Source organism: Amycolatopsis solani, from assembly GCF_033441515.1.
Taxonomy (GTDB): Bacteria; Actinomycetota; Actinomycetes; order Mycobacteriales; family Pseudonocardiaceae; genus Amycolatopsis; species Amycolatopsis solani.
Genome location: NZ_JAWQJT010000003.1, coordinates 867,176 through 891,952, shown reverse-complemented (window position 1 = coordinate 891,952; position 24,777 = coordinate 867,176). Strand labels below are relative to the sequence as shown.

General features: G+C 73.1%; 27 protein-coding genes. 12 read left to right on the top strand and 15 right to left on the bottom strand.

Annotated features, from left to right (window positions below; all coding sequences use genetic code 11):
- Positions 1-64 precede the first annotated feature (64 nt).
- From SD460_RS36775 to SD460_RS36760, 4 genes are all read right to left on the bottom strand, one after another.
- Complete coding sequence (locus tag SD460_RS36775; protein ID WP_438860639.1) at positions 65-1,288, bottom strand: HRDC domain-containing protein; 1,224 nt, start codon at positions 1,286-1,288, stop codon at positions 65-67.
- A gap of 98 nt (positions 1,289-1,386) precedes the next feature.
- Positions 1,387-2,103, bottom strand: coding sequence for a response regulator (locus tag SD460_RS36770; RefSeq protein WP_033261886.1), 717 nt, complete (start codon positions 2,101-2,103; stop codon positions 1,387-1,389).
- A gap of 723 nt (positions 2,104-2,826) precedes the next feature.
- On the bottom strand, positions 2,827-3,063 hold the full coding sequence (locus tag SD460_RS36765) for a hypothetical protein (RefSeq protein WP_318307388.1): 237 nt from the start codon (positions 3,061-3,063) through the stop codon (positions 2,827-2,829).
- Between the two features lie 45 nt (positions 3,064-3,108).
- Complete coding sequence (locus tag SD460_RS36760; protein ID WP_290057495.1) at positions 3,109-3,672, bottom strand: DUF3000 domain-containing protein; 564 nt, start codon at positions 3,670-3,672, stop codon at positions 3,109-3,111.
- Positions 3,673-3,760: 88 nt separating this feature from the next.
- Here SD460_RS36760 and hemE point away from each other — a divergent pair, with 88 nt between their 5' ends.
- Genes hemE through SD460_RS36740 form a run of 4 tightly spaced genes read left to right on the top strand, consistent with a single transcriptional unit; the run spans position 3,761 to position 8,317 of the window.
- Complete coding sequence (hemE, locus tag SD460_RS36755) at positions 3,761-4,831, top strand: uroporphyrinogen decarboxylase (RefSeq protein WP_290057496.1); 1,071 nt, start codon at positions 3,761-3,763, stop codon at positions 4,829-4,831.
- Positions 4,828-6,228, top strand: coding sequence for a protoporphyrinogen oxidase (gene hemG / locus SD460_RS36750; protein WP_318307387.1), 1,401 nt, complete (start codon positions 4,828-4,830; stop codon positions 6,226-6,228). The genes hemE and hemG overlap by 4 nt, the downstream gene beginning before the upstream one ends.
- A 56-nt stretch (positions 6,229-6,284) precedes the next feature.
- Positions 6,285-6,977 carry a hydrogen peroxide-dependent heme synthase gene (gene hemQ / locus SD460_RS36745; RefSeq protein ID WP_290058806.1) on the top strand — a complete coding sequence of 231 codons (693 nt, stop codon included), beginning with the start codon at positions 6,285-6,287 and terminating at the stop codon, positions 6,975-6,977.
- Positions 6,977-8,317 (top strand): CoA transferase, encoded by a 1,341-nt coding sequence (locus SD460_RS36740; protein ID WP_290058805.1) that lies wholly within the window; start codon positions 6,977-6,979, stop codon positions 8,315-8,317. Before hemQ ends, SD460_RS36740 begins: the two co-directional genes overlap by 1 nt.
- 109 nt (positions 8,318-8,426) lie before the next feature.
- Here SD460_RS36740 and SD460_RS36735 read toward each other — a convergent pair whose 3' ends face one another.
- The 8 genes from SD460_RS36735 to SD460_RS36700 all read right to left on the bottom strand — a co-directional run bounded on the left by SD460_RS36735 (position 8,427) and on the right by SD460_RS36700 (position 14,764).
- Positions 8,427-8,765, bottom strand: coding sequence for an SCO6045 C-terminal-like domain-containing protein (locus tag SD460_RS36735; RefSeq protein WP_290058804.1), 339 nt, complete (start codon positions 8,763-8,765; stop codon positions 8,427-8,429).
- Positions 8,762-9,562: an MbnB/TglH/ChrH family RiPP precursor modification enzyme gene (locus SD460_RS36730; RefSeq protein WP_290058803.1), complete on the bottom strand. Its 801-nt coding sequence runs from the start codon at positions 9,560-9,562 to the stop codon at positions 8,762-8,764. Before SD460_RS36730 ends, SD460_RS36735 begins: the two co-directional genes overlap by 4 nt.
- Complete coding sequence (locus tag SD460_RS36725; protein ID WP_318307386.1) at positions 9,555-10,466, bottom strand: TIGR04222 domain-containing membrane protein; 912 nt, start codon at positions 10,464-10,466, stop codon at positions 9,555-9,557. Before SD460_RS36725 ends, SD460_RS36730 begins: the two co-directional genes overlap by 8 nt.
- Before the next feature lie 66 nt (positions 10,467-10,532).
- A complete protein-coding gene (locus SD460_RS36720; RefSeq protein WP_290062968.1) occupies positions 10,533-11,441 on the bottom strand; it encodes a TIGR04222 domain-containing membrane protein in 909 nt (302 codons plus the stop codon).
- Between the two features lie 88 nt (positions 11,442-11,529).
- Complete coding sequence (gene msrB, locus SD460_RS36715; protein WP_290062967.1) at positions 11,530-11,952, bottom strand: peptide-methionine (R)-S-oxide reductase MsrB; 423 nt, start codon at positions 11,950-11,952, stop codon at positions 11,530-11,532.
- Positions 11,953-11,971: 19 nt separating this feature from the next.
- A complete protein-coding gene (locus SD460_RS36710) occupies positions 11,972-12,277 on the bottom strand; it encodes an aminotransferase class IV (RefSeq protein WP_192782430.1) in 306 nt (101 codons plus the stop codon).
- A 53-nt stretch (positions 12,278-12,330) separates the two neighbouring features.
- Positions 12,331-13,932 carry a serine/threonine-protein kinase gene (locus tag SD460_RS36705; protein WP_438860862.1) on the bottom strand — a complete coding sequence of 534 codons (1,602 nt, stop codon included), beginning with the start codon at positions 13,930-13,932 and terminating at the stop codon, positions 12,331-12,333.
- Between the two features lie 166 nt (positions 13,933-14,098).
- On the bottom strand, positions 14,099-14,764 hold the full coding sequence (locus SD460_RS36700) for a TVP38/TMEM64 family protein (protein WP_290063161.1): 666 nt from the start codon (positions 14,762-14,764) through the stop codon (positions 14,099-14,101).
- 719 nt (positions 14,765-15,483) lie between these two features.
- Between SD460_RS36700 and SD460_RS36695 the strand changes: the two genes are divergently transcribed.
- From SD460_RS36695 to SD460_RS36680, 4 genes are all read left to right on the top strand, one after another.
- Positions 15,484-16,500, top strand: coding sequence for a DNA polymerase domain-containing protein (locus SD460_RS36695; protein WP_290062806.1), 1,017 nt, complete (start codon positions 15,484-15,486; stop codon positions 16,498-16,500).
- 231 nt (positions 16,501-16,731) lie between these two features.
- Complete coding sequence (locus tag SD460_RS36690) at positions 16,732-17,124, top strand: DUF6221 family protein (protein WP_290062807.1); 393 nt, start codon at positions 16,732-16,734, stop codon at positions 17,122-17,124.
- A 48-nt stretch (positions 17,125-17,172) separates the two neighbouring features.
- Positions 17,173-18,138, top strand: coding sequence for an LLM class flavin-dependent oxidoreductase (locus SD460_RS36685; protein ID WP_290062808.1), 966 nt, complete (start codon positions 17,173-17,175; stop codon positions 18,136-18,138).
- A 216-nt stretch (positions 18,139-18,354) separates the two neighbouring features.
- A complete protein-coding gene (locus SD460_RS36680) occupies positions 18,355-18,570 on the top strand; it encodes a S1 RNA-binding domain-containing protein (RefSeq protein ID WP_290062809.1) in 216 nt (71 codons plus the stop codon).
- Between the two features lie 30 nt (positions 18,571-18,600).
- On the opposite strand, the gene SD460_RS36675 is transcribed toward SD460_RS36680, so the two are convergent.
- Together SD460_RS36675 and SD460_RS36670 are read right to left on the bottom strand one after the other, a co-directional pair.
- On the bottom strand, positions 18,601-19,257 hold the full coding sequence (locus SD460_RS36675) for a maleylpyruvate isomerase N-terminal domain-containing protein (protein ID WP_290062810.1): 657 nt from the start codon (positions 19,255-19,257) through the stop codon (positions 18,601-18,603).
- A gap of 19 nt (positions 19,258-19,276) precedes the next feature.
- The gene (locus SD460_RS36670; protein ID WP_318307385.1) at positions 19,277-20,830 is read right to left on the bottom strand and encodes a PucR family transcriptional regulator; all 1,554 of its coding nucleotides are present in this window, start codon (positions 20,828-20,830) and stop codon (positions 19,277-19,279) included.
- 118 nt (positions 20,831-20,948) lie between these two features.
- Here SD460_RS36670 and pruA point away from each other — a divergent pair, with 118 nt between their 5' ends.
- Together pruA and SD460_RS36660 are read left to right on the top strand one after the other, a co-directional pair.
- A complete protein-coding gene (gene pruA, locus SD460_RS36665; RefSeq protein ID WP_290057424.1) occupies positions 20,949-22,577 on the top strand; it encodes an L-glutamate gamma-semialdehyde dehydrogenase in 1,629 nt (542 codons plus the stop codon).
- A gap of 10 nt (positions 22,578-22,587) precedes the next feature.
- Complete coding sequence (locus SD460_RS36660; protein ID WP_290057423.1) at positions 22,588-23,517, top strand: proline dehydrogenase family protein; 930 nt, start codon at positions 22,588-22,590, stop codon at positions 23,515-23,517.
- Between the two features lie 48 nt (positions 23,518-23,565).
- Here the strand turns inward: SD460_RS36660 and trxA are convergent, their stop codons facing one another.
- On the bottom strand, positions 23,566-23,937 hold the full coding sequence (gene trxA / locus SD460_RS36655; protein ID WP_290057422.1) for a thioredoxin: 372 nt from the start codon (positions 23,935-23,937) through the stop codon (positions 23,566-23,568).
- A gap of 86 nt (positions 23,938-24,023) precedes the next feature.
- On the opposite strand from trxA, the gene SD460_RS36650 reads away from it, so the two are divergent.
- Positions 24,024-24,266, top strand: a complete 243-nt coding sequence (locus SD460_RS36650) for a DUF2630 family protein (RefSeq protein ID WP_290057421.1) — start codon at positions 24,024-24,026, stop codon at positions 24,264-24,266.
- Between the two features lie 98 nt (positions 24,267-24,364).
- Positions 24,365-24,775, top strand: coding sequence for a YciI family protein (locus SD460_RS36645; protein ID WP_318307384.1), 411 nt, complete (start codon positions 24,365-24,367; stop codon positions 24,773-24,775).
- Positions 24,776-24,777 lie beyond the last annotated feature (2 nt).

The window sequence follows — 24,777 nt, the reverse complement described above, 5'->3', positions numbered from 1 at the left end:
GCGCTTCGCGCCGCAGTGCTGATTCAACGCACCGAAGGCCACATTGGGGCGCTTCGGGCCGGCGTCAGGAAGCCGTTGCCTGCAGGGCCTTGCTCAGCGCCGACGCCGTCAGCTCCACCTGCCACGGCCGGGCGCCGCCCGCCCGCAGGACCTCCGCCACCGAGTCCTCGTCCGTCTCCGCCGGCGGGCGCCAGCAGGTGCGGCGCACCAGGTCCGGCAGCAGCAGGTTCTCCACCGGGAGCCGGCGGTCCTCCGCGATCGCCGTCAGCGCCGCGCGGGCGGCCGAGAGCCTGGCCGCCGCGTCCGGGTCCTTGTCCGCCCAGCGGTTGACCGGGGGCGGGCCGTCCGTCGGCTGGGACGGTGACGGCAGTTCCGACGCCGGGAGCGCGCGGGCCGCCTGGAGGTGGCGCAGCCAGCTCGCCGTGTACTTGCGCTGGACCCGGCCGCTGAAGACCGGGAGCGCCTGGAGGTCCTCGACCGTCTTCGGGTCGGCCGTCACCGCGTTGATGATCGCGGTGTCCGGCAGGATCCGGCTCGGCGCGCGGTCGCGCTTGCGGGCGAGCTCGTCACGCGCCTGCCACAGCTCGCGGACCGCCGCGAGACCCCGGGGGTTGCGGATCTTGTGGACCCCGGACGTCCGGCGCCACGGCTCGGCCCGCGGCGGTGGCGGCGGCGCCGTCCGGACGTTCTCGAACTCCTGCCGAGCCCACTCCAGCTTGCCCTGGGCGCCCAGCTCCGCCTCCAGCTTTTCGCGCAGCTGGATGAGCAGCTCGACGTCGAGAGCCGCGTAGTTGAGCCAGTCGACCGGCAGCGGCCGCTTCGACCAGTCCGCCGCGCTGTGCCCCTTCTCGAGGGTGTAGCCGAGCAGCAGCTCGACCAGCGTCCCGAGCGCGACGCGTTCGTAGCCCGCCAGCCGCCCGGCCAGCTCGGTGTCGAACAGCGCCGCCGGGTGCAGGTCCAGCTCGGCGAGGCAGGGGAGGTCCTGGGAGGCCGCGTGCAGCACCCACTCCAGGTCGTTGAGGACGTCGCGCAGCGGCTGGAGGTCGTCGGCCAGTGCGATCGGGTCGATCAGCACCGTGCCGGAACCCTCGCGGCGCAGCTGCACGAGGTAGGCCTTGGGCCAGTACCGGTAGCCGGACGCGCGTTCGGTGTCGACGGCGACCGCGCCGGTGCCCGCGGCGAGTCGCGCGCAGGCCTCGGCCAGCGCGGACGGTTCGGTGATCACCGGGGGCGTGCCCTCGGCGGGTTCGCGTAGCAGCACAGGGCCGCCCGTGGACTCGATCTCCATCCCGGTGTCCTCGGCCTCTGCGCTTCCCATGGTTGACGACCCTACGGGACGGGCATACCGCGCCTGGTCTGCCCGCCCCGCAGGGCTGTTCGCTTGCGTCAGCGGATCACGCCGGCTCGCATGGCCAGCGCCACCATCTGGGCCCGGTCGCCCGTGCCGAGCTTGCGCCCGATCCGGGACAGGTGGGACTTGACGGTGAGGGCGGAGAGCGAAAGCTCCTCGCCGATCTCCTTGTTGGACTGCCCGTCGGCGACCAGCTGAAGCACCTCCACCTCGCGAGCGGACAGCTCGCGCGGGGTGTTGTCGGTGCCCGCGACGCGGGTCCCGGTGGCCAGCACCGGAGCCACGCTCGGGTCGGCGTAGACGCCGCCCTCGAGCACACGCCGCACGCCATCGGTCACGACGACCGGTGACGCGGACTTCAGCAGGTACGCCTGGGCCCCGGCCTGGAAGGCCGAGCGGACCGCGTACGGATCGTCCGAGGATGCGAGTACGACCACGCGCGGCCAGCCGTGGCTACGGAGTTCCGTAACCAGCTCGATGCCGCTGCCGTCCGGCAGTCCGAGATCGAGGATCGCCAGGTCACAAGGCCCAGTGGCCTGTGCTCGCGCCCTCGCCTCGGCCACCGTGGCGGCTTCGTGGACGGTCCCCGCACCCATCTGTGCGAGTCTTGCTGCGATTGCCTCCCTCAACAGCGGGTGGTCGTCGACCACCAATACCGAAAAGAGCTCTTCCCGCGGGTGCGGAACCATGCTCGCCGGCAACGCGCCGGCTGGCGTGGATCGGACGGCCTGAGAAATGCCGACGGTAGCCACGTCACTACCTCCCTGGAGTCGGTCGTGCCCCCCGACCGGCACCGGGACCTTCGGCCGTTCAGCCGCGCCAGCTTTAGACCGAAAGTGGTGTCGTCGAAGGCACTGTAGCCGCCTTGAGGCCGTTGCGGGGGGATCGAATGGGTATCTATCTCAAACGAACAGTCACTCAGTGGGTTCGGAGTAACACGATCGGGCTAGTACACGGCCGGTTGTTAACGGATAGCCCAGCGAACACGATGCAAAGAAGTTGCCGACGTCCAAATGGTCGTGCAGATGGGGCGTGCAGCTGCCGGTGCGCCTAGTGACGGGGGTCCGGATGGGTGCGGGCAGGGCCCGGAATGTGGCCCCGGCCGGGGCATGATCAACTTCGCGAAGCGGCTTCGGCGGGGCTTGCCGACGCCGGGAACCGTGACTGTCCGTGTCGATCACCGGGGTCCGGCGGACCCGGGACGGCCGAGTTGATCTTGTTGCGGTGCGTGACCGCGGGGAGTCACGAACGAGGAGACGTGAAACGCCCTCAGAGACGTCGGGGTGGCGCCGAGGGGTCCTTGATCGTCGGCACCGATCGGGGCGTCCGGTGACCCTTCTGGGGGCCGCGGAGGCGTGAACGCCGTTCAGTGGACGTGAATTTTGCTCACATCCGTACAAGGGGTGCGCCGGGAGACGGCGCGCGGCGGGGCGCCGTTGCCGTTTCGTTGCCGACGATCGCCCGAACGCCGCGGGTCAGGAGCTCTGGCGCTGCCCGCTCCAGCCCCGGCGGCTGCCGTCGAACGTCTTGAATGAGTCATTCAGGACCTCCGGCGTCTTGAATGACTCATTCAAGACCTCCGGCAGGTCCCGCCGGGCGACGAGCAGCCGCGCCGGCCCGGGCTTCGTCGAGACCACCGCGCCCGAACGCCGCGGGTCAGGAGCCATGAAGGGGACGTTCCTGGCATCACACGCCAGGAACGTCCCCTTCATGACGTCAGATAAGAGCAACGTCCCCTTCAGGACAGCCCGCGCGGGTCAGGAGCTCTGGCGCTGGCCGAAGAGCGTCACGCCGACCGGCGGCAGGCCGACCACGCTCGCCATCACCTGGCAGAACGCCTGCCCGTGCGGCAGCAGCCCGGCGTCGGTCGGGGTCCACGACGCCCGCAGCTCCAGATCGTCCGTGCGCGCCGGGCCGGAGATGTCGCCGAAGCGGGCCGACGACGTCTCCGTCACCGTGCCGCCCAGCGCCGTCCAGCTCGCGCCGGACACCTCCAGCGCGTCGGTCAGCCACGACCAGCCGACCGCCGGCAGGAACGGGTCGGTCGCCAGTTCGCGGTCCAGCTCCGCGCGCACGTACATGACCAGCCGCAGGACGCCGTCCCAGCCTTCCTGGCCCTCTGGGTCGTGCAGCAGGACCAGCCGGCCCGAGGCCAGCACGTCGGCGGGACCGGCCACTTCGCAGCTGACCGCGTACGACCACGGCGCGAGCCGCTGCGGGGCCCGCATCGGCTCCAGCAGCACCTCCCGGCGGGGCCGGACGGACTGCAGCGCCGCGACTGCTTCGCGGAAGAGCTCGGGCACTGGCGTCATCGCGGTCACGCTTCGACTTTAGGGCGGGCACGCCCCGTTGCGGGCGCAGGCGCGCCGAGGGAAAGGCTCCACGGGCCTCGTGGCACGATTGACCGCGATGTCTCCGACCACGCCCTTGCCGCAGCAGGCCGCCACGTCCGGCCGCCGCGAGCTGCCCGAAGCCCCGTTCCTGGCCGCCGCGCGCGGCGAACGCCCGGCCCGCACGCCCGTCTGGTTCATGCGCCAGGCCGGTCGTTCGCTGCCCGAATACCGCGCGCTGCGCGAGGGCGTGCCGATGCTCGACGCCTGCTTCGACCCCGAAATGCTCGCCGAGATCACGCTGCAGCCGGTCCGCCGCCACGGCGTCGACGCCGCGATCCTCTTCAGCGACATCGTGGTGCCGCTGAAGGCCGCCGGCGTCGACATCGACATCGTGCCCGGCACCGGCCCGGTGGTCGCGTCCCCGATCCGCGACCTCGCCGCCGTGAAGGCGCTGCCCGAGCTGGAGCCCGAGCACGTGGAGAAGGTCGCCGACGGCGTCCGGCTGCTCGTCGAGCGGCTCGGCGGCACCCCGCTGATCGGGTTCGCCGGCGCGCCGTTCACGCTGGCCAGCTACCTCATCGAGGGCGGCCCGAGCCGCAACCACGAGCACACCAAGGCGCTCATGCACTCGTCGCCGGACGTCTGGCACGAGCTGGCCGGCCGCCTGGCCGACATCGCGCTGACGTTCCTGCGCGCCCAGCTCGACGCGGGCGTCGACGCGGTCCAGCTGTTCGACTCCTGGGCGGGCGCGCTGTCCGAGCGGGACTACCGCGAGTTCGTCCTGCCGCACTCGGCGAAGGTCCTCGACGGCGTCGCCGCGTACGGCGTGCCGCGGATCCACTTCGGCGTCGGCACCGGCGAGCTCCTGCCCGCCATGCGCGACGCGGGCGCGGACGTCGTCGGCGTCGACTGGCGCATCCCCCTCGACGAGGCCGTGCGCCGTCTCGGTGGCCACGCGGTCGTGCAGGGCAACCTCGACCCGGCGCTGCTGCACGCGTCCTGGCCGGTCCTCGAAGCCGAGGTCCGCCGGATCGTCGAAGAGGGCAAGGCGGCCGACGGCCACATCTTCAACCTGGGCCACGGCGTGCTGCCGGGCGTCGACCCGGAAGTGCTGACCCGCGTCGTCGGGCTGGTGCACGAGCTGTGAAGCGCGTCGCGGTCGTCGGCGGTGGCGTCTCCGGGCTGACGGCGGCGTACCGGCTGCGACGGCTGCTCGGCGCGGACGCCGAGATCGTCGTGTTCGAGAAGACGAAGACGCCGGGCGGGAAGCTGCGCACGGCCGAGCTCGCCGGCGTCCCCTACGACGTCGGCGCCGAAGCGTTCCTCGTCCGCCGTCCCGAGATGCTCGCGCTGGTCCGCGAACTCGGCCTCGACGTCGTCCACCCGACGAAGGCTCGCGCGAAGATCCACGCCGGCGGCAGCGTGACGGGCATGCCGCCCGGCACGCTGATGGGCGTCCCGGCGTCCGCGGAGTCCGTGGCCGGCGTGCTTTCGGAAGCCGGACGGCGAGCCGTCGAGGCCGAGGTCTCCCTGCCGGAGCTGCGGCTGCCGAGCGGCGACCTGCCGCTGGGCCCGCTGCTGCGCGAGCGCTTCGGCGACGAACTGGTCGACCGCCTGGTCGACCCGCTGCTCGGCGGCGTCTACGCGGGCGGGGCGGACGGTCTCGGCCTGCGCGCGACCATGCCGGGCCTGGCCTCCGCGCTGGCCGCGGGCGCGGGGTCGCTGACCGCCGCGGCGGCCGCGCAGCTGCCCGCGAACCCGTCCACCGCGCCGGTGTTCGGCACCGTCCCGGGCGGGCTGGGCACGGTGATCGACCGGCTCACCGAGGCCGCCGGCGCCGAGCTGCGGACCGGGCTGCCGGTCTGCGACATCGAACGGCACGGCGCGGGCTGGCGGCTGCGCATCGGCGCCGCGCCGACCGCGCACGCGCCCGCGGACAACACCGTGGAGGCCGACGCGGTCGTCCTCGCGGTGCCCGCGCCCTCGGCCCGCCGCCTGCTGACCGACCTCGTCCCCGCGGCTTCGGCGGCGTTCGGCGAGGTCGAGCTGGCGTCGATGGCCGTGGTCGCGCTGGCGCTGCCGCCCGGCACCCCGCTGCCGGACGCGTCGGGGATCCTGATCGGCCACGGCGAGCGCGACGCCGCGGGCAAGCCGTACGCGTCGAAGGCGTTCACGTTCTCCTCGCGGAAGTGGAGTCACTTCGGCACCGGCCCGGTGCTGGTCCGCGGCTCGGTCGGGCGCTTCGGCGAGCTGGGCGCACTGCAGGCCGACGACGTCGAGCTGGTCCGCGTGGTCCGTGACGACCTCGCGCGCCTGACCGGCGTGACGGCCGCGCCGATCGAGACGCTGGTGACGCGGTGGGGCGGCGGGCTGCCGCAGTACGGCGCCGGGCACCTCGAGCGGGTCGAGCGGATCGAGAAGGCGATCGCGGCGGTCCCGGGGCTGGCCGTCGCCGGGGCGACGCTGCACGGCGTCGGGCTGCCGGCGTGCGTGGCGACGGCGGAGGCGGCCGCGCAGCGGATCGCGGCCCACCTCGCGGAGTGAGTGCGCTCACCCGACCCGTGGCGGCGACGTTCCCCGCGCGGTGACAGGATGGACGCATGGCGCGGGTCAACTACAACGAGCTCAACGACACCATCCGCTACACGACCTGGTCGGTCTTCCGGATCGAGCCCGGCAGGCTGGGCGAGGACCGCGGGACCGCCGGCCGCGAGACCGCCGAGTACCTCGACGGCCTGGAGGCGAAGGGCGTCACGGTCCGGGGTGTCTACGACCTGTCCGCGCTGCGCGCCGACGCCGACTACATGGTCTGGTGGCACGCCGAGGAGATCGAGCAGGTCCAGGCCGCGTACTCCGGCTTCCGCCGGACGCCGCTCGGGCGCGCGTCGACGCCGGTCTGGAGCCAGACCGCGCTGCACCGGCCCGCCGAGTTCAACAAGAGCCACATCCCCGCGTTCCTGGCCGGGGAAGAGGCGCGCAAGTACATCTGCGTGTACCCGTTCGTCCGCTCCTACGAGTGGTACCTGCTCCCGGACGCCGACCGGCGCAAGATGCTGGCCGACCACGGCAAGGAAGCCCGCGACTACCCGGACGTGCGCGCCAACACCGTCGCGTCGTTCGCGCTGGGCGACTACGAGTGGATCCTCGCCTTCGAGGCCGACGAGCTGCACCGGATCGTCGACCTGATGCGGCACCTGCGCGGCACCGAAGCGCGGCTGCACGTGCGGGAGGAAATCCCGTTCTACACCGGCACGCGCGTGCCACCCGCCGAGCTCGTCGCGGCCCTGCCGTAGTGCGCGAGGCAGTCGAGGGCGTCTGGCGTGCCCTCACCGACACGGCCCCGGGGCCCTTCGAACTGACCGGCGCCGAAGACGTGCTGCCCGGGCCGTACCGGGTCGCGGCGGCCGCCACGGCTTCGGTGGCCGCGGCCACGCTCGCGGCCGGCGAACTGCTGAAGGAACGCGGCATCGAGCCCGGCGTCGTCACCGCGGACACGCGGCACGCGGCGGCGGCGTTCCACAGCGAGCAGCTGCTGCGGGTCGACGGCGCCGGCGCGGAGTCGGTCTGGGCCCCGCTGTCGGGCAACTACCGCGCGGCCGACGGCTGGATCCGCCTGCACTGCAACTACCCGCGCCACGAAGCGGCGGTGTGCTGGGGACTGGGCGTGCCCGGCACCCGCGCCGCGGTCGCGAAGGCGGTCGCCGGGCGGCCCGCGCGCGAGATCGAGCACGCGGTGGTGTCCGCCGGGGGAGCGGCCGCCGAGCTGCGCTCGCCGGAGGACTGGGCAGCGCACCCGCAGGGTTCGGCGGTGGCTTCGCTGCCGCTGGTTTCACTGGAACCGGTGGCCGCGGCGCCGAAACGGACGTTGTTCTATTCGGACCGTCCGATGGGCGGCGTCCGGGTGCTGGAGCTGACGCACGTGCTCGCGGGGCCGGTGGCCGGGCGCGTCCTGGCCGCGCACGGCGCCGACGTCCTGCACGTCGGGGCGGCGCACCTGCCGCGCGTCGAGGCACTGGTGCGCGACACCGGGCAGGGCAAGCGCTCGACGTTCGTGGCACTGGACACCGAGGGCGGCCGCGCGCGGCTGAAGAAGCTGATCAGCCGGGCGGACGTGCTGGTCCAGTCGTTCCGCCCGGGCGCGCTGGAGAAGATCGGCTTCGGCCCCGCGGAGCTGGCCGAGCTGCGGCCGGGCCTGGTGGTGGCGGACCTGAGCGCGTACGGCTGGGAAGGCCCGTGGGCCCGCCGGCGCGGCTTCGACAGCCTGGTCCAGATGTCGAACGGCATGGCTTTCGACGCGGAGGAGCCTTCCCCGCTGCCGGTCCAGGCCTTGGACCACGCCACGGGCTGGCTGGCGGCGGCGGCGATCATGACGGCGGTCCACCGGCAGCTGACCGACGGCGGCACGTGGCGCGCGCGGCTGTCGCTGGCGGGCACCGGCCGCTGGCTGGATTCGCTGGGCCGCAAGGATCCTTCGGCCGTCGAGGTCGACTACAGCGACCTGATGGAGGACGCGGACAGCGGCTACGGCCGCCTGACGCGGGTCCGCATGGCGGGCGGCTTGCCGGGCGCGGAGCCACACTGGGACTTCGGCACGCGACTGCCGGGAGTCGACAAACCGACCTGGACGCCCTGACTCAGGGCCCCGCCCGTCCCTGGGGGCAGGCCCCGCTGCCAGTCTACCGGCGCCCCCCGACGAAAAGCTCCGCTCCGCCAGGTTGTCCACAGCCCGGCCGCGTTGTGGATCAGCGGCGCCGGAGCCGGTCCCGCAAGCCTCGCCGGGGCTTCGGCAGGTGCCCACCCGCGATCAGCCACGTCACGAACTCGTCCGCGTAAGCCCCCGACCGCTCCACGGCGAGCTTCGGCCGCCCGGCCGCGAACTCCGCGAACAGCGCCCCGTACCGCTCACCCAACGCCTCAGCCAGCTCAGGCCGCTGCACAGCCAGCACCCGCCCGTGCTTCCGCCGCAGCACGGAAGCCTCGACCCGCAACCGCGCGGGGTCGAAGCCGGAAGGCGCCGGGCCCGAAGCCAGCAACGCCCGCAGCAACTCCGCCTGCCGCTCAGCCAGCTCCTCCCGGCTCACACCGTCACCGCCGCCCGCAACGACGCCAGCTCGGACGCCAGCTCCTCGTCGCTCGGGTAGTCGTCGTCGCGCTCCAGCAGCACGCCCGGCGGGTCCGTCCGCTTCCGCAGTTCCGTCAACAGCGAGAGCACCTCCGGCAGCACCGGGTGCGCGTGCGTGTCGTGGTAGACGCCGTCGCGCTCCACCCCGCCCGCCATGTGGACGTACGCCAGGCGCTCCCACGGGATCCCGTCCAGGAAGGCCACCGGGTCCGTGCCGATGTTGCGGGCGTTGGCGTACAGGTTCGCGACGTCGATGATCAGCCGGCAGCCGGTCCGGTCGGTCAGCTCGGTGAGGAACTGCTCCTCCGTCAGCTCGTTGTCCGGCCAGTCCAGCACCGCGGCGATGTTCTCCAGCGCGAACGGCACGTCCACAATGGACTGGGCCAGCCGGACGTTCGCCACCAGGACGTCGAGCGCCTCTCGGGTGCGGGGGAGCGGCATCAGGTGCCCCGAGTCGAGCCCGCCCGCGCGCACGAAGCACACGTGGTCGCTGACCAGCGGCGCGTCCACCGCTCGCGCGATCTCCGCCAGGTGCTGGACGCGGCCGGTGTCGAGGGGCTCGGCCCCGCCCAGCGACAGCGAGACGGCGTGCGGCAGCACCGGCAGGCCCCGCCGCCGCAGCGCCACCAGTGTCTCCGGGAGGTGGTCGGCGTGCAGGTTCTCCGCGACGACCTCCACCCAGTCGACGCCCGGGAGCCGGGCGATGGACAGGTCCAGTTCGTGCCGCCAGCCGATCCCGATGCCGAGCTCACCCACCGCAGCCCCCTCCGCCGCACGACGAACCGCACGAGGACCCGCTGCTGCACGACGACGAGCTCGAGCAGGACGAGCCGCTGCTGCACGACGAGCCCGAAGAGCCGCCGCCACCGGAACCCATGGGCGGGGTCAGCGCCGCGCTGAGTTCCTCGTCCGGGTACATCGCCCAGCCGCCCAGCGCGACCGCCGCCGCGGCGCCGCCGAGCAGCGCGCCGCCCGCCAGCATGCCCGCCGGCACCGGCCCGGACGCCGCCGCGCGCGCCTGGCCGAGCACCCGGTGCCCCGCCGCCGACGGCCGCCGGGCGCCCGTCTTCGACCGGCGGACCGCGGCCACGATCGCCAGCACCGCCGCCAGGAGGACCAGGAACACCAGCACCCCGACCGGGCGGCCGAGCGAGAGGCCGTTGACCAGCCGCACCAGGCCGAGCGCCAGCACGGCGAGCTGCAGGAACAGCCCGAACGTCCGCGCCTGCCGCTCCGCCGCGGCCGAGGCCAGCAAGCCCTGCTGGTCGAGGCCGGTCTCCAGCGCCCGCATGACCGCGGAGCCGCGGACCCGCGCCCGGATCGCCGCCGTCGTCTTCAGCTGCGCCACGTCGTAGACCGCCTGCTCCAGCGGCTCCGACGGCCGGGCCCCGGCCTGGCTGACCTGCTTGTAGCTGTTGACGCGCAGCTGCCCGCGGTCCACCAGCGCCGCGATCGCCGCGTCGACGGCCCGGTCGGGGCCGCCGGCCAGGAACGCCAGCTGGTAGACGGTCGGCGGCGCGACGGGCCGCCCGTCGTCCACGCGCTGCGCGCGCCTGCTCGCGACGCCGGACACCACGCGCCTGATCAGCAGGACCGCGCCCAGCAGCGCGATGTAGAGGACCACGAAATCCGGTCCGGAAATGCCCCACGGGTCGTCCATCGCCCGTCTCCCCTCAGTGAGTCGCGGTTACCGTAGCTGTGAGACGCGCGGGCTCGCGTCGGCGTTTCAACCGCCGCAGCCCCCGCCACCACCACCGCAACCGCCCCCGCCACCACCGCAGGAGCTGCCACCCCCGCCGCCGCACGAGCTGCCGCCGTAGTACCCGACGGCCGCGCCGCCCCCGGCGCTCGCCCACCGGGTGCGCGGACGGCGGTAGGCGCGGGCCGTCGACTGCTGCGTGGCGCGGCTGACGGCCAGCCGGACGTCCTTGTCGGGGTGGTCGCCGAACCCGCCCGCGGCGACCGCGCCGGCCGGTCCCGCGGTGAGCGTCCCGGCTCGGCGCGCTTCTTCCGCGGCCGCCCGGCCGGCCGTGGTGGCCTTGACCGGCGGCACGTTCCGGGCCTTGACCGTCGTGACGATCGCCAGGACGACGCCCAGCGCGAGCAGGCCGAGCAGGTAGCCCACCGGGTGCCCGGTGCTCGCCCCGGCGATCAGCCGGACCACGCCGAAGACCACCAGCGCCCAGTACGCCACCGCGGTGGCCACCCGGGTCGCGCGCACCTTCCGCGGGTCGGCGAGCAGGCCCCGGCCGACCAGCCCGGTTTCCAGCTCCGCCATCGCCGCGTGCTCGGCGACGGTCGCGCGCACCCGGTCGATCGAGGAGCCGTGCTTGCCGACCTTCAGCAGCGCCGCGCGGCCCAGCGCGTCGGACGCCGAGCCCTTGACGCGCGAGACCCGGCCGGTGCCGTCGAGCCGGATGACCTGCTGCTCCAGCAAGCGCGCGACGACGAGTTCGCCGGCGCGCAGCCGCCCGCCGGTCAGCAGTGCGAGTTCTTCCGGCCGCTCCGGCGCCCCGCCGGCGTGCCCCCGCGCCAGCAGCACCGTGCGCACCACGGCGACCAGCGCCGTGAGGAGCAGCAGGGCCAGGTACAGGCCTGCGAACACCGGTCCGGGAATACCCCAGGTGTCGGTCATGAGTCCGCCCTCCCTCGTCCGTGTGCGGAGACTACGTCCGAGGAAGGGCGGTGGGTTGCTCGCTTAAGGAGGATTTAGGACAGCGGCTTTACGCCTCGGGGACCAGCTTCAGCGAAATCGAGTTGATGCAGTAGCGCTGGTCGGTCGGGGTCGGGTAGCCCTCGCCCTCGAAGACGTGCCCGAGGTGGCTGTGGCAGGAGCCGCAGAGCACCTCGATCCGCTTCATGCCCATGGCGCGGTCTTCACGCAGCAGTACCGCGTCGGAGTCCGCCGGGTCGAAGAAGGACGGCCAGCCGCAGTGGCTCTCGAACTTCGTGTCGCTGCGGAACAGCTCGGCACCGCACGCGCGGCACTCGTACACGCCGGTCGTCTTCGTGTCGGTGTACTCGCCGGTGAACGGCCGTTCGGTCCCCGCCTGGCGGAGGACGGCGTACTCCTCGGGGTTGAGCTGCTGCCGCCATTCCTGCTCGGACTTCACGACGCGAGGGGTCGCGCCGACAACGGGTTTCATACCTTTCACCCGATCCACGTTACGCCGCGAGCCACGCGAGGGCGTGCACCACGATGTCCCATGCGGTCACGATCACGCCGAGCACGATGAGCACCACGATCAGGGCCGACACCCAGTACCGCAGCCCGCCGAGGCGGTTGCTGGAGTCCGCGAAGTCGGCCACGCCGTCCAGCGCCGCCTCGATGGTGAAGTTGGGACCGGAGCGTTCCATCCGGTCGAGGTGCTCGGCGAACGCGCGCGCCTCGGGGTCGTAGGGGTCCAGGCCGACCAGGTCCTCGTGGAAGCGAGGATTCTGGCCCGGCAGCGAAGCTCCGTTCTCGGCCATACCACCACGGTAAGCCATCGGCGCCCGTCAGCCCACCAGCGGCGCGTTAAGTCTCAGTAGCCGGAGGAGCTCTGCGGGCCCAGGCGGGTGTCGGCGTCGATCAGCAGCTGGCCGCCGCTCATGACGATGCGGTAGCCGTTGCGCGTGCCGTTGACCGTCAGGTTCATCGTGATCGAACCGTCGGAGTTCGAGCCGCCGCTGTCGGCGCGGGCGCTCGCGTAGGTGTTCACCTTGTTGTTCGCCCAGTAGTCGGCGAACGCCTGCTCGCTGCCGTAGACCTGCTGCGCGGCCGGGGTCAGCTTCGACCAGCCGCCCGCGGGGTTGTCGTAGAAACCGGTGAGCGCCTTGCCGGCGCCCGTGAAGTCGGTGATCTTGCCTTCGGGCACGGTCTTGCCGAGGCCGGCCGGCGCGTTCGACGCGCTGCTCTGGCCGCTCTTCTGCGTGCTCTGGCCGGTGGTCGGCTGCGCGCCGGGCGACTGGGCGGTCTGGTCGCCGCCGGAGCCGCCACTGCCGGAGTTCAGCACGAGGAACAGGACCACCGCGGCCACGACGACCGCGGCGCCCGCCCCGGCGAACAGGGCGTACTTGCGCTTGTTGTCCGGTTTCGCGGGGCTCGACGAGTACTGCGGTGCCCTGGCCGTCGGCGCGGCCGCGGGCATCGGTCTGGGCGGGGTGTTCGGCGGCGCGGCCGGCGACCGCATCGGCATGAACGCCGCGGTCGGGCGCGGCGGGCTCGACGGCGCCTTGCCCGCGGGCATCGGCGTGCCGACCGGCGGCGACGACGGCGCGGGCTGGTCGGTCCGCTGCCACGGCGGGCGGTCGCCGCTCTCGGCGGGCGCGGCGGGCTTGCGGCCCCCGCCACCCGACAGCAGCGGCGGCGACGCGCTCATGCCGCCGGGCTCGGTCCGGGCCAGCGCGGCCAGCCGCTCGCGGGCCTCGGCCATCGACGGCCGTTCGCCCGGCTCGCTGCGCAGCAGGCTCATCAGCAGCGCGGTGGCCGCGCCCGCCTGGACCGGCGGGTTGATCTGGCCGTTCGCGGCCGCGTAGAGCAGCGCGAGCTGGTTGGTGGTGTTGCCGTACGGCGTGGTGCCCTCGATCGCCTGGTAGAGGGTCGCGCCGAGGGCGAAGACGTCGGAGCTGGGGACCGGGTCGGCGCCGCGCGCCAGCTCGGGCGCCAGGTAGGCGGGCGTGCCGCCGATCAGGCCGGTCGCGGTGAGCGTCATGTCGCCGGCCGCGCGCGAGATGCCGAAGTCGGTGATCTTCGCGGTGCCGGTCTCGTCGATCAGGATGTTGCCGGGCTTGACGTCGCGGTGCACGATCCCGGCGCGGTGCGCGGCGACCAGCGCGGACGCGACCTGCTCGCCGATCCGGGCGATGCGGCCGAGCGGCAGCGTGCCCTCCTCGGCCAGGATCGTGGAGAGGCTGGGCCCGTTGAGGTACTCCATCACCAGGCACGGGTCGCCGTTGTGCTCGGCGATGTCGAACACCACGATCGCGTTCGGGTGCTGGAACCGGGCGGCGTTCTTGGCCTCGCGCATCGCGCGCTGGCGCATGTTGTCGCGCTCGGTCTCGGAGACGCCCGGCTGGGGGAGGATCTGCTTGATCGCGACGGTGCGCTCGAGGCGCACGTCGGTGGCGCGCCACACGACACCCATGGCACCGCTACCAATGTGCTCGACGAGGCGGTAGTGCCCCGCGATCAGCTGACCGGTGTCGATGGCGACTGCTCCTGACGAAATTCCCGGTGGTGGTGACCCTGCTCAGCGCGTTTCCGCTTCGCGCACCCGATCGAGTGTAGCGGTCGGCCCGGTGCTCTTCGCGTCAGCCAGCCGGTCCGGCGGGCTCGGGTTCGGGCACCGGGGCCCGTTTCCGGAAGACCCGGATGAGGCCGATCGCCCCGGCCAGCGCGAACACGCCGTAACAGACGAGTAGCGCCGGCGGCGTGCCGCCGGTCAGGGCGTCGCCGAGGACGACCACGGCGACGGTGCCGGGCACGCTCCCCAGCAGCGTACCGGCCAGGTAGGGCAGCGGCCGCACGGACGACACACCGCAGAGGTAGCTGAACGGCGCGAACGGGACGACCGGGATCAGCCGCAGCGAGGTGATGGCGAGGACACCGCCGTCGGAGAGCCGGTCGTTGACGGTTCGCACGGCGGATCGGTGCAGGTGGCGGGTGACGAGGTCACGGCCGAGCAGCCGCGCCAGCCCGAACGACAGCGCGGCCGCGATGGTGGTGGCGACCAGCCCGATCGCGATCCCGGCCGCGGTGCCCACGAGCAGCCCGGCGGCGAGGTTGAACACGGTCCGCGGGATCGGCGCCACGGTGAGCAGCGAGTAGGCCACGAGCAGCACGAGCGGCGTGGCGGCGCCGGTGGTGGCCGCCCAGGCCCGCAGCTCGGCCGGCCCGGGGATCGGCAGCAGCACCGCGGCCCCCGCGAAGACGGCGAGCACGGCGAGCGCGCAGATCAGCTTGGTGCGGCCGGACACCGGGCCGAGTTTACCGGCGTGGCTTCGGGGCCCGGTCCGCACGTAGTGAATGACTCATTCCTGTCGTCCGACGACAGGAATGAGTCATTCATGTCGTGCGGCGGTGGGTTTGGGCTTGGTGCGGCCGGACCAACCTGGCCTGGATTCGGGCGGCCGGACCCGGTTCGGCCCGGTCCGGCCGTTCGCCGCCCGTTTGCTCGCCGCCCGGTCCGCCGAGTGTCCTGAATGAGTCATTCAGGGCACCGGAGGTCCTGAATGACTCATTCAGGACGTCGGGCCGGGGCGCTCGGACCGGGAGCGGCTGGGCCCGGTTCGCCCGAGCCCGGCCGCTCGCCACCGGCCCGCTCGCCCACCGGCCCGCTCGGCTGGCGGCCCGCTCGGCTGGCGGCCCGCTCGGCTGGCGGGTCGTCCGGCTGGCGGGTCGTCCGGCTGGTGGGTCGTCCGGCTGGTGGGTCGCCCGGCTGGCGGCCCGCTCGGCTGGCGGGTCGCCCGGCTGGCGGCCCGCCCGGCTGGCGGGTCGCTTGGCTGGGGGGCGCCCGGCTTGCGGGTCGCCGGGTGCCGCGAATGACTCATTCGCGGCCTCCGACGTCCCGAATGAGTCATTCGCGACCATCGGCGACCGGCCGTCGCGCCACCGCGCCACCGCCCCGCCGTCGCCGGGTGCCGGGCGGGGCGTTTCGCAGGGGGCCGGGGAGCGCGATCCCCGCTAGCGTGGCCGCATGCCGAAGCACGGAGATCCGGTCGAGTACGAGGTGGGCGGGCGGACGGTCCGGGTCTCGAGCCCGGACAAGGTGTACTTCCCCCAGCGCGGCATCACGAAGCGCCAGGTCGTCGAGCACTACATCACCGTCGGGGAGCCGCTGCTGCGCGCGATCGGCGAGCGGCCGACCACGCTGAAGCGCTACGTCGACGGCGTCGAGGGCGAGTGGTTCTACGCCAAGCGCGTGCCGAAAGGCGCGCCGGCGTGGGTCGAGACCGCCGAGATCACCTTCCCGTCCGGGCGCAAGGCCGCCGAGGTGTGCCCGACCGAGCCCGCGGTGTTCGCCTGGGCGGCCAACCTGGGGACGTTCGACTTCCACCCGTGGCCGGTCCGCCGCGCCGACGTCGATCACCCGGACGAGCTGCGCATCGACGTCGACCCGCCGGACCGGGCCGGTTTCGCCGACGCCGTCAAGGTCGCGCGGGTGGTCCGCGAGGTGCTGGCGGACGCGGGACTGACCGGCTACCCGAAGACGTCCGGCGGCCGCGGCGTGCACGTCCTCGTCCGGATCCGCCCGGAGTGGGACTTCGTCGAGGTCCGTCACGCCGTGATCGCCCTCGGGCGCGAGGTCGAGCGCCGCATCCCGGAGAAGGCGACGATCGCCTGGTGGAAGGAGGAGCGCGGCGGCCGCGTGTTCCTCGACTACAACCAGGCGGCCCGCGACCGCACAGTGGCCTCGGCCTGGTCGGTCCGCGGCACCCCGCGCGCGACGGTCTCGACCCCGCTGACCTGGGACCTGCTGGGCGAGGTCGACGCGGACGACTTCGACGTCCTGACGATCCCGGCGTTCCTCACCGAGCACGGCGACCTGCACGCGGGCATGGACGCGGAGGCGTTCGGCCTGGAGACGGTACTGGAGTGGTACGAGCGGGACCTGCGGGACGAAGGGCTGGGGGACATGCCGTACCCGCCGGACTACCCGAAGATGCCGGGGGAGCCGAAGCGGGTCCAGCCGAGCAAAGCCCGCTCGGACTGATCCCGCTGCGACGAACGCCACAACCGGTCGTCAAAGCTTTAATCGAGCCGCGTGAAATACCCGGCGGGACTCCGCGTGATCACGCGGGCGCCCGCTGTCGCCTTTCGGGTCACAAATGGTGCACGGCCTTCTTCGAGATCACGATCACCGGCCCCGCTGGCGTAACGTGCGGTCCCGAATCGATGACTCCCCGGGCAGGGCCGGGGGGCGGGTTCGAGGAGGGAGGCCCTCGTGGACGACCTGATCGCATTCCTCGCCGCGCGCGTGGGCGCACGGCAGGCGTTGATCATGCAGGCCGTCAACAAGGCGAAGTCCGGCGACGCGATGAACCGCGGCGAGACCAAGGTCGCCGTGGAGCAGAAGATCCGCGGGCTGAGCGATCTCGACCTCGACGCGGTCAACCAGATGATCAACGAGATCGAAGCGACCCGGCGGATCCTGCTCGCCCACCGCACCACGGTGTCGGAGAAGGTCCCCGGTTTTCCGCTCTACGGCAGCGAATACTGGTGTGAGACCTGCCACGTGCCCGCCGACGAGGCCGGCTCCAACTGGTGCCTCACGCTGCGCCTGCTGGCCCTGCCCTACGCCGACCACGCGGACTACAGCGAGCGCTGGCGCCCCTGACGGGAATCCCGTTCACGGCCGAGCGTTGCACTTCGGGTGAAGTTCTCCGTGCTCGATCGCTCGCCCGTGCGGCGCGACGGCGGCACCGCGCGGGCGCTGCGGGACACCGTCGCCTTCGCAGCCGGCGTCGAACGGCTGGGGTACCACCGGTTCTGGGTGTCCGAGCACCACGGCGTGCCCGGGGTCGCCGGGTCCGCGCCGACCGTGCTCGCCGCCGCCGTCGCCGGGGCGACCGGCCGGATCCGCGTCGGGACCGGCGGCGTCATGCTGCCGAACCATCGGCCGCTGGTTGTAGCCGAGCAGTTCGGCGTGCTGGAAGCGCTGTACCCGGGGCGGATCGACATGGGGCTGGGCCGGTCGGTCGGCTTCACCGCCGGCGTCCGCGAGGCGCTCGGCCAGGGCAAGGAAGCGGCGGACGACTTCGGCGCGCAGGTGCGGGAGCTGCTCGGCTTCTTCGCCGGTGAGCACCCCGGCGCGCACGCCTACCCCGCCGAGGGCCTGCGCGTGCCGCCGTTCCTGCTGGCCACCGGGTCCGGCGCGGACCTCGCCGCCGAGTTCGGGCTGCCGCTGGTGATCGCGCCCGTCCGCGGTGAACGCGCGCTCGCCGAAGCCGTGACGCGCTACCGCGACGGCTTCCGGCCGGGTGCCTGGGCGAGTGAGCCGTACGTCGTGGTGTCGTCGGCGATCGCCGTGGCGGACACGGCGGCGGACGCGCGCCGCCTGCTCGTGTCGGAGGCCTGGGCGACGGTGTATTCGCGCTCCCACGGCGTCTTCCCGCCGCTGTCGCCGCCGGCGGAGGTCCTGGCGCTGCCGATGACCGACCGCGAGCGCCGCCGGCTCGAAGAGACCCTGGACAGCCAGATTTCCGGCACGCCCACCGAAGTCGCGGACCGCCTCGGCGCAGTGATCGCGGCCGCCGGCGCCGACGAGGTTTTGGTGACCACGGCCACCTACGACCAATCCGCCCGGCTCGATTCTCTCGCCCGCTTGGCCGATCTTCCCGCGCTTGTGTGAGCTGATTTCCCGATAGCCGGACAACGCGTCGGAGAATTACGGCTGGTGCATTTCCGCGCGACGGCGATACGCTTTCCGGTGTGACTGCCGGGTCGGCCTCGAGCCGTGAGCAGACGGGGTTCCCGGCTGAACCCTGACCTCCGGGCGGGCCCGTGGCCCGCCGCCTCCCGCACGTCTTCCGAGATCGGAACGTGCGCGGGAAGGAGGTGAAATCGCATGTCCGACTGGAAAGAGCTCGTCGCGGCCCACGCCGAGGGCGGGGTGCTCGACGGCGTCGTGGCCCGGGTGGTCCCGTTCGGCGCGTTCGTCGACGTCCACGGCCACCATGGTCTTCTCGTGACCGACGCGGCCCCCGAGCCGGGTAGCCGGGTGAGCGTCCGCATCGAAGCCATCGACGGGGAACGCCGCCGGTTCAGCCTGGTGCGAGCGTGATCTGAGCCGGGTGAGGCAGGGCGCCCTGCCTCACCCGAGCACGAACGGCAGCCGCGCGGCCAGCTCGCCCAAGGCCTCGTGCTCGGCCTCCGTGGGCGCCCGCCGCCCGGTCGCCACCAGCAAGACGTCGGTGTTCGAGAACGACGCCGGGAACGCCGTCCCGGCGATCTTCTCCAGCATCGACCGCGTTTCCGCGAGCCCCTCCGGCGGCGGCCCGGGCACCGAGGGCAGGCGGGTCACCAGGTCCAGGTGGTGCAGCGTCCACTCCAGCACGTACGCCGAGAGGTAGTCGCCCGCCGTCAGCACCATGTCCTGCGTCGACACGCGCGTGCCCGGGTCCGCCAGGTCCGCCGCGCGCCCGGCCGCCGCGCCGACGTCGTCGAGGTGGAACTTGAGCAGCGCCGGGTCTTCGTACGCCGCCGCCAGCCGGACGATCAGCGCGTCCAGCGGGTCGTCGCCCGAAGGCAGCGCGTCCGACAGAGCCCAGTAGGTGACGGCGTCGTGCGTAAGTGCCGCCGAGGACGGCGTGACCAGCGTGATCAGCACGTCCTGCGCGTCGATCACCAGGTGGCAGACCAGGTCCCGGACCAGCCAGCCCCGGCAGCCGGACGGCTTCGCGAAGTCGTCGTCGGACAGGGAAGCGACCGCGGCGCGCAACGCCGCCCACGTGCGCGAGAAGAGATCCACGGCGGCGAAGCTAGCAGGGTCAGAGCCGCAGCTGCAGCTGAGTCAGGATGCGCTGGGCCGGGTCGTCGAAGTCCACGCCGGACACCTCGGTCGCGCGGCGGACGCGGTAGCGCACGGTGTTCGGGTGGATGTTCAGCACCCGGGCCGCCGCCCGGACGTCGCCGAACGCGTCCAGCCAGGCCAGGACGGCCGGGACGAGGATGCCGCCGTGCTCCGCGTCGTGCTCGGTGAGCGCGGTCAGGCGCGGGTCGCGGATGCGCGGCTGCCCGCCGAGGTACGCCAGCACCTCCGACAGCAGCACCTCGGCGCGGACGTCGGCCAGCGAGGCGACGTCGGCGGCCCAGCGCCCGCGGGCCATCGCCGCCAGGACGCGGTCGGCGTCGCCCCGGGACGCGGCCGCGTCGGACAGGCGCGGCACGACGCCGCCGAGCGCCACCCGCACCGGGACGTCGAGGTGCCGCCGGGCGGTGGCGGCGATCTCGCGCGCCAGGGCCAGCACCGCCGCGTCGGAGTGCTCGGGCAGGTCCGGCAGCAGCGCGTAGACGCGGCCGCCGATCACGCTCACCAGCGCGCTGCGCCGGTAGGCCGCCGTGTGCACGGCGATCAGGTGCACCAGCTCGGCGCGCCGCAGCTGCCGGTTGTCCGAGCGTTCCAGCGAAAACGCGAGCACCTGGGCCGGGCGCGAGGGGTCGGCGCCGATGTCGTCCGCCACGGATTCCGCGTCGAGCCGGCCTTCCAGCAGGCTGGCCAGGAGGTCCTCGCGCAGCCGCAGTTCGGGGCTGGGCAGCGTGCGGGCCCGGATGAGCTGCGGGGCGAGGGTCCGGCTCGCACCGAGCAGCGCGGTCTCGGCGCGTTCGGTGAGCGGCTGGGCGCCTTCCTGGACCCAGATCGTGCCGAGCGGCTGCTTGCCCGCGTGGATGCCCGCCGCGATCCGCCGCCGGATGCCCAGCTCGGGGCGCTCGTCGATGCGCACGATCCCCTCACCGGCACGCAACCGCTGGTAGACACCCCATTCGCGGAGCATCGCCAAGTAGCGTTCCGGGCCTTCGCGGCCGAGGATCGACAGCCGACGCAGCTCGTCGACCTCGTCACCCGCCCGCGAATAGGCGAGCACGCGGTTCGCGGTGTCCTCGATGCTGACCAGGCCGCCGGTCAGCGTCGCGATGGTCTGGGCCAGGGCGAACAGGTCGCCGAGCACCTCGCCGCTGGCCGCCTCGCCGCCCGCGCGGGCCGCCTCGACGACCCCGCGGGCCAGCGACTCGACCTGCTCCCACCGGGCCTCGGCGCCGACGGTCAGCAACGCGACGCCCGCGTCGGCGGCGACGTCCGCGCCCGTCGCGCCCTTGACCGCCACCGCCGCCGCGCCGCCGCGCCCGGCCGCGCGGATCGCCGGCGCCGCCGCCCGGCCGCGTGCGCCGATCACCAGCACCAGGTCGCCCGGCGAGGCTTCCAAGGGGTCTTCGGGGTCGAGGATCACGACGTCGGAGACCGGCACGCCCAGGCCGTGCGGCGCCACGACGACCTCGACGAGCGGCTCGCCGAGCGTCGCCAGCACATGCCTCAGCGAGGTCACCGCGCAGTTATCCGATCGGCCAAGATCATACGGGCGATTTTAGCCGGTCGGACAAGCCGTCGGGGAGTGTCCGGAGTTACCGTTCGGGGCATCTAGCCGGAGCAGCAGAGGAGCCGCCGTGGACGCCGTGACCCAGACCCCCGCCCCGAAGAACGAGCCGGTGCTGACGTACGCGCCGGGCAGCGCTGAGCGCGCCGAACTCGAGGGTGCGCTCAAGCGGCTGGGCCAGGCGGAACCCGTCGACCTCACGGTCACCGTCGGTGGCGAGCAGCGCCCCGGCGGCGGCGAGAAGATCGACGTCGTCCAGCCGCACCACCACCAGCACGTGCTGGGCACCATCCACAGCGCGACGCAGCAGGACACCACCGACGCCATCGCCGCGGCCGCGAAGGCCGCGCCGGAGTGGCGCGCGCTGTCCTACGACGACCGCGCCGCGATCCTGCTGCGCGCCGCCGACCTGCTCACCGGCAAGTGGCGCGCCACGCTCAACGCCGCCACCATGCTCGGCCAGTCCAAGACCGCGACCCAGGCCGAGATCGACTCCGCCTGCGAGCTCGCCGACTTCTGGCGCTTCAACGTCGAGTTCGGCCGCCGCGTGCTCACCGAGCAGCCGGTCAGCTCGCCGGGCGTGTGGAACCGGATGGAGCACCGCCCCCTGGAGGGCTTCGTCTACGCGATCACGCCGTTCAACTTCACCGCGATCGCCGGCAACCTGCCGACCGCGCCCGCGCTGATGGGCAACACGGTGCTGTGGAAGCCGTCGCCGACGCAGTCCTTCGCCGCGCACCTGACCATGCGGCTGCTCGAAGAGGCCGGCATGCCGCCGGGCGTCATCAACCTGCTGCCCGGCGACGGCAAGGCCGTCTCCGAGGTCGCCCTGACCCACCGCGACCTGGCCGGCATCCACTTCACCGGCTCGACCGCGACGTTCCAGCACCTGTGGGGCACGGTCGGCGCGAACATCGCGGGCTACCGCTCGTACCCGCGGCTGGTCGGCGAGACCGGCGGCAAGGACTTCATCGTCGCGCACCCGTCGGCCGACGTCGACGTCCTGCGCACCGCGCTCGTCCGCGGCGCCTTCGAGTACCAGGGCCAGAAGTGCTCCGCCGCTTCGCGCGCGTACATCCCTCGCAGTGTCTGGAACCGGGTGAAGGACGGCCTGGTCGCGGAGACCGAGGCGCTGACCTACGGCGACGTCACCGACCTGTCGCACTTCGGCGGCGCGGTCATCGACGCACGCGCGTTCGCCAAGCACACGGCGCTGTTCGACCGCGTCAAGGACGACGCGTCGGTCGAGGTGCTGACCGGCGGCACCGCCGACGACAGCGTCGGCTACTTCGTGCAGCCCACGATCCTCGTGTCGGACAACCCGAAGCACGAGATCTTCTCGACCGAGTACTTCGGGCCGATCCTGTCGATCCACGTCTACGAAGACGGCGACTTCGACGCGGTGCTGAAGCTCGTCGACGAGACCGCCGCGTACGCGCTGACCGGCGCGATCATCGCCGACGACCGCGCGGCCGTGGCGAAGGCGTCCGAGGCGCTGCGGTTCGCCGCCGGCAACTTCTACGTCAACGACAAGCCGACCGGTGCCGTCGTCGGCCAGCAGCCGTTCGGCGGCGCGCGGGCCTCGGGCACCAACGACAAAGCCGGGTCGATCTTCAACCTCCAGCGCTGGACCAGCCCGCGCTCGATCAAGGAGACGTTCGTCCCGCCGACCACCGTCCGCTACCCGCACCAGGGCTGAGGAGTTCGTCATGCTGCGTGCCCCGCTGCTCGCCGCCGCCCGCTCGAAGGGCATCCGGCGGCTCGTCGAAGCCGTGCCCGCCACGCGATCCGTGGTGCGCCGGTTCGTCGCCGGGTCCGAGACCGCCCACGCCGTCCGCGTGGCCAGGGAACTGGCCGCCGACGGCAGGCGGATCACCCTCGACCACCTCGGCGAGGACACCACCGACGCCACGCAGGCGGCGTCGACCGTGGCGGCCTACGAAGCCGTGCTGACCGCGCTCGCCGCGGAAGGCCTGGCTTCCGGGGCGGACGTCTCCGTGAAGCTGTCCGCGGTGGGCCAATTCCTGCCGTCGAACGGCGAGGACGTCGCCTTGGAGAACGCGCGGAAGATCTGCGCGGCGGCCGAGGCGGTCGGCGCCACCGTGACGCTGGACATGGAGGACCACACCACCACGGACTCGACGCTCGGCATCCTGCGCGAGCTGCGCGGCGAGTTCCCGTGGGTCGGCGCGGTGCTGCAGGCCTACCTGCACCGGACCGAGGCGGACTGCCGTTCGTTGTCGGGTCCGGGGTCGCGCGTGCGGCTGTGCAAAGGCGCGTACGCCGAGCCGGAGTCGGTGGCGTTCCAGGAGAAGTCCGAGGTGGACAAGTCCTACGTCCGCTGCCTGCGCGTCCTGATGGCGGGGCAGGGCTACCCGATGGTGGCTTCGCACGACCCGCGGATGATCGAGATCGCCGCCGCGCTGGCCGAGGAGAACGGCCGGACGGCCGACGACCACGAGTTCCAGATGCTCTACGGCATCCGGCCGGAGGAGCAGGCGCGGATCGCGGCTTCGGGCGCGCGCATGCGCGTCTACGTGCCCTACGGCGACGAGTGGTACGGCTACTTCATGCGCCGCCTGGCCGAGCGTCCGGCGAACCTCGCGTTCTTCCTGCGCGGGCTCGCGACGAAGTCCTGAACATGACGGAGGCCGCCCCGCGGGGCGGCCTCCGTCATGTGGTGGTGGTCAGGCCTGTTCGGCGTCGGCTTCGGCGGCCTTGCGCTTGACCTCGTCCATGTCGACGTCGCGGGCCTGCTTGATGAGCTCTTCCAGCGCGGGCTCGGGGAGCGCGCCGGGCTGGGCGTAGATCAGGGTCTTGTCCCGGATGATGGCCAGCGTCGGGATGGAGCGGACGTCGAAGGCGGCGGCGAGCTGCTGCTGCGCTTCGGTGTCGACGCTCGCGAACACGATGTCGTCGTGCTTCTCGGAGGCCTTCTCGTAGACCGGCGCGAACTGGCGGCACGGCCCGCACCAGCTCGCCCAGAAGTCGATCAGGACGAATTCGTTGTCGGTTACCGTCTGGTCGAAGTTCTCGGCGGTCAGCTCAACGGTGCTCATGCCCAGGTCAACGAACCGGCCGCGGCGGGAATTCCCGGGGCCGGGGTAGCGTCTCCCCTGAGCATCCCGGAAGAGGAGGACCACTGATGGCCGACGGCGAAATCCTGGGCCGGATCGACGAGCTGATCGCGGAGGAGCACGAGCTCCGGTCGCGCTCGGTCGGCGTGGGGCTGAGCGGCGGCGACAAGGAGCGCCTCACCGCGGTCGAGCAGCAGCTCGACCAGTGCTGGGACCTGCTCCGGCAGCGGCGCGCGAAGACCGAGTTCCACGAGAACCCGGACGAGGCCACGCCGCGCCCGGTCTCCGAGGTGGAGTCGTACCGCCAGTAAGATTTTCTGGCGGCGATGTCGAAGCTCGGCACTTGGCTTCGTCCCCGGGGTGAGCGCGACCGGGAACGCCGGTCGCCCACCACCGAGGGAGCACCACGATGGCCAAGTACCTGCTGCTCAAGCACTACCGCGGCGCGCCGGCGGCCCCGGGCTGCGACGTCCCGATGGACCAGTGGCAGCCGGCCGAGATCACCGCGCACGTCAAGTACATGCTGGACTTCAACGCGAAGCTCGAGGAGACCGGCGAGCTCGCCGACGCCCAGGCACTCGCCCCGGAGGGCACGTTCGTCCGCTACGACGGCGAGGGCCGCCCGCCGGTCACCGACGGGCCGTTCGCCGAGACCAAGGACCTCATCGCCGGCTGGGTCGTGATCGACGTCGACAGCTACGAGCGCGCGCTCGAGCTGGCCGGCGAGCTGTCGGCCGCGCCCGGCCCGGGCGGGAAGCCGATCCAGGAGTGGCTCGAGCTGCGCCCGTTCCTCGCCGTGCCGCCCACCATCACGGAGTGACG

Bases quoted from the DNA above. Each gene is read 5' to 3' on its own strand.
- SD460_RS36775 (WP_438860639.1), bottom strand. From the start codon at position 1,288: ATGGAGATCGAGTCCACGGGCGGCCCTGTGCTGCTACGCGAACCCGCC.
- SD460_RS36765 (WP_318307388.1), bottom strand. From the start codon at position 3,063: ATGAAGGGGACGTTCCTGGCGTGTGATGCCAGGAACGTCCCCTTCATG.
- hemE (WP_290057496.1), top strand. From the start codon at position 3,761: ATGTCTCCGACCACGCCCTTGCCGCAGCAGGCCGCCACGTCCGGCCGC.
- hemQ (WP_290058806.1), top strand. From the start codon at position 6,285: ATGGCGCGGGTCAACTACAACGAGCTCAACGACACCATCCGCTACACG.
- SD460_RS36725 (WP_318307386.1), bottom strand. From the start codon at position 10,466: ATGGACGACCCGTGGGGCATTTCCGGACCGGATTTCGTGGTCCTCTAC.
- SD460_RS36720 (WP_290062968.1), bottom strand. From the start codon at position 11,441: ATGACCGACACCTGGGGTATTCCCGGACCGGTGTTCGCAGGCCTGTAC.
- msrB (WP_290062967.1), bottom strand. From the start codon at position 11,952: ATGAAACCCGTTGTCGGCGCGACCCCTCGCGTCGTGAAGTCCGAGCAG.
- SD460_RS36710 (WP_192782430.1), bottom strand. From the start codon at position 12,277: ATGGCCGAGAACGGAGCTTCGCTGCCGGGCCAGAATCCTCGCTTCCAC.
- SD460_RS36705 (WP_438860862.1), bottom strand. From the start codon at position 13,932: ATGGGTGTCGTGTGGCGCGCCACCGACGTGCGCCTCGAGCGCACCGTC.
- SD460_RS36695 (WP_290062806.1), top strand. From the start codon at position 15,484: ATGCCGAAGCACGGAGATCCGGTCGAGTACGAGGTGGGCGGGCGGACG.
- SD460_RS36680 (WP_290062809.1), top strand. From the start codon at position 18,355: ATGTCCGACTGGAAAGAGCTCGTCGCGGCCCACGCCGAGGGCGGGGTG.
- SD460_RS36660 (WP_290057423.1), top strand. From the start codon at position 22,588: ATGCTGCGTGCCCCGCTGCTCGCCGCCGCCCGCTCGAAGGGCATCCGG.
- trxA (WP_290057422.1), bottom strand. From the start codon at position 23,937: ATGAGCACCGTTGAGCTGACCGCCGAGAACTTCGACCAGACGGTAACC.
- SD460_RS36650 (WP_290057421.1), top strand. From the start codon at position 24,024: ATGGCCGACGGCGAAATCCTGGGCCGGATCGACGAGCTGATCGCGGAG.
- SD460_RS36645 (WP_318307384.1), top strand. From the start codon at position 24,365: ATGGCCAAGTACCTGCTGCTCAAGCACTACCGCGGCGCGCCGGCGGCC.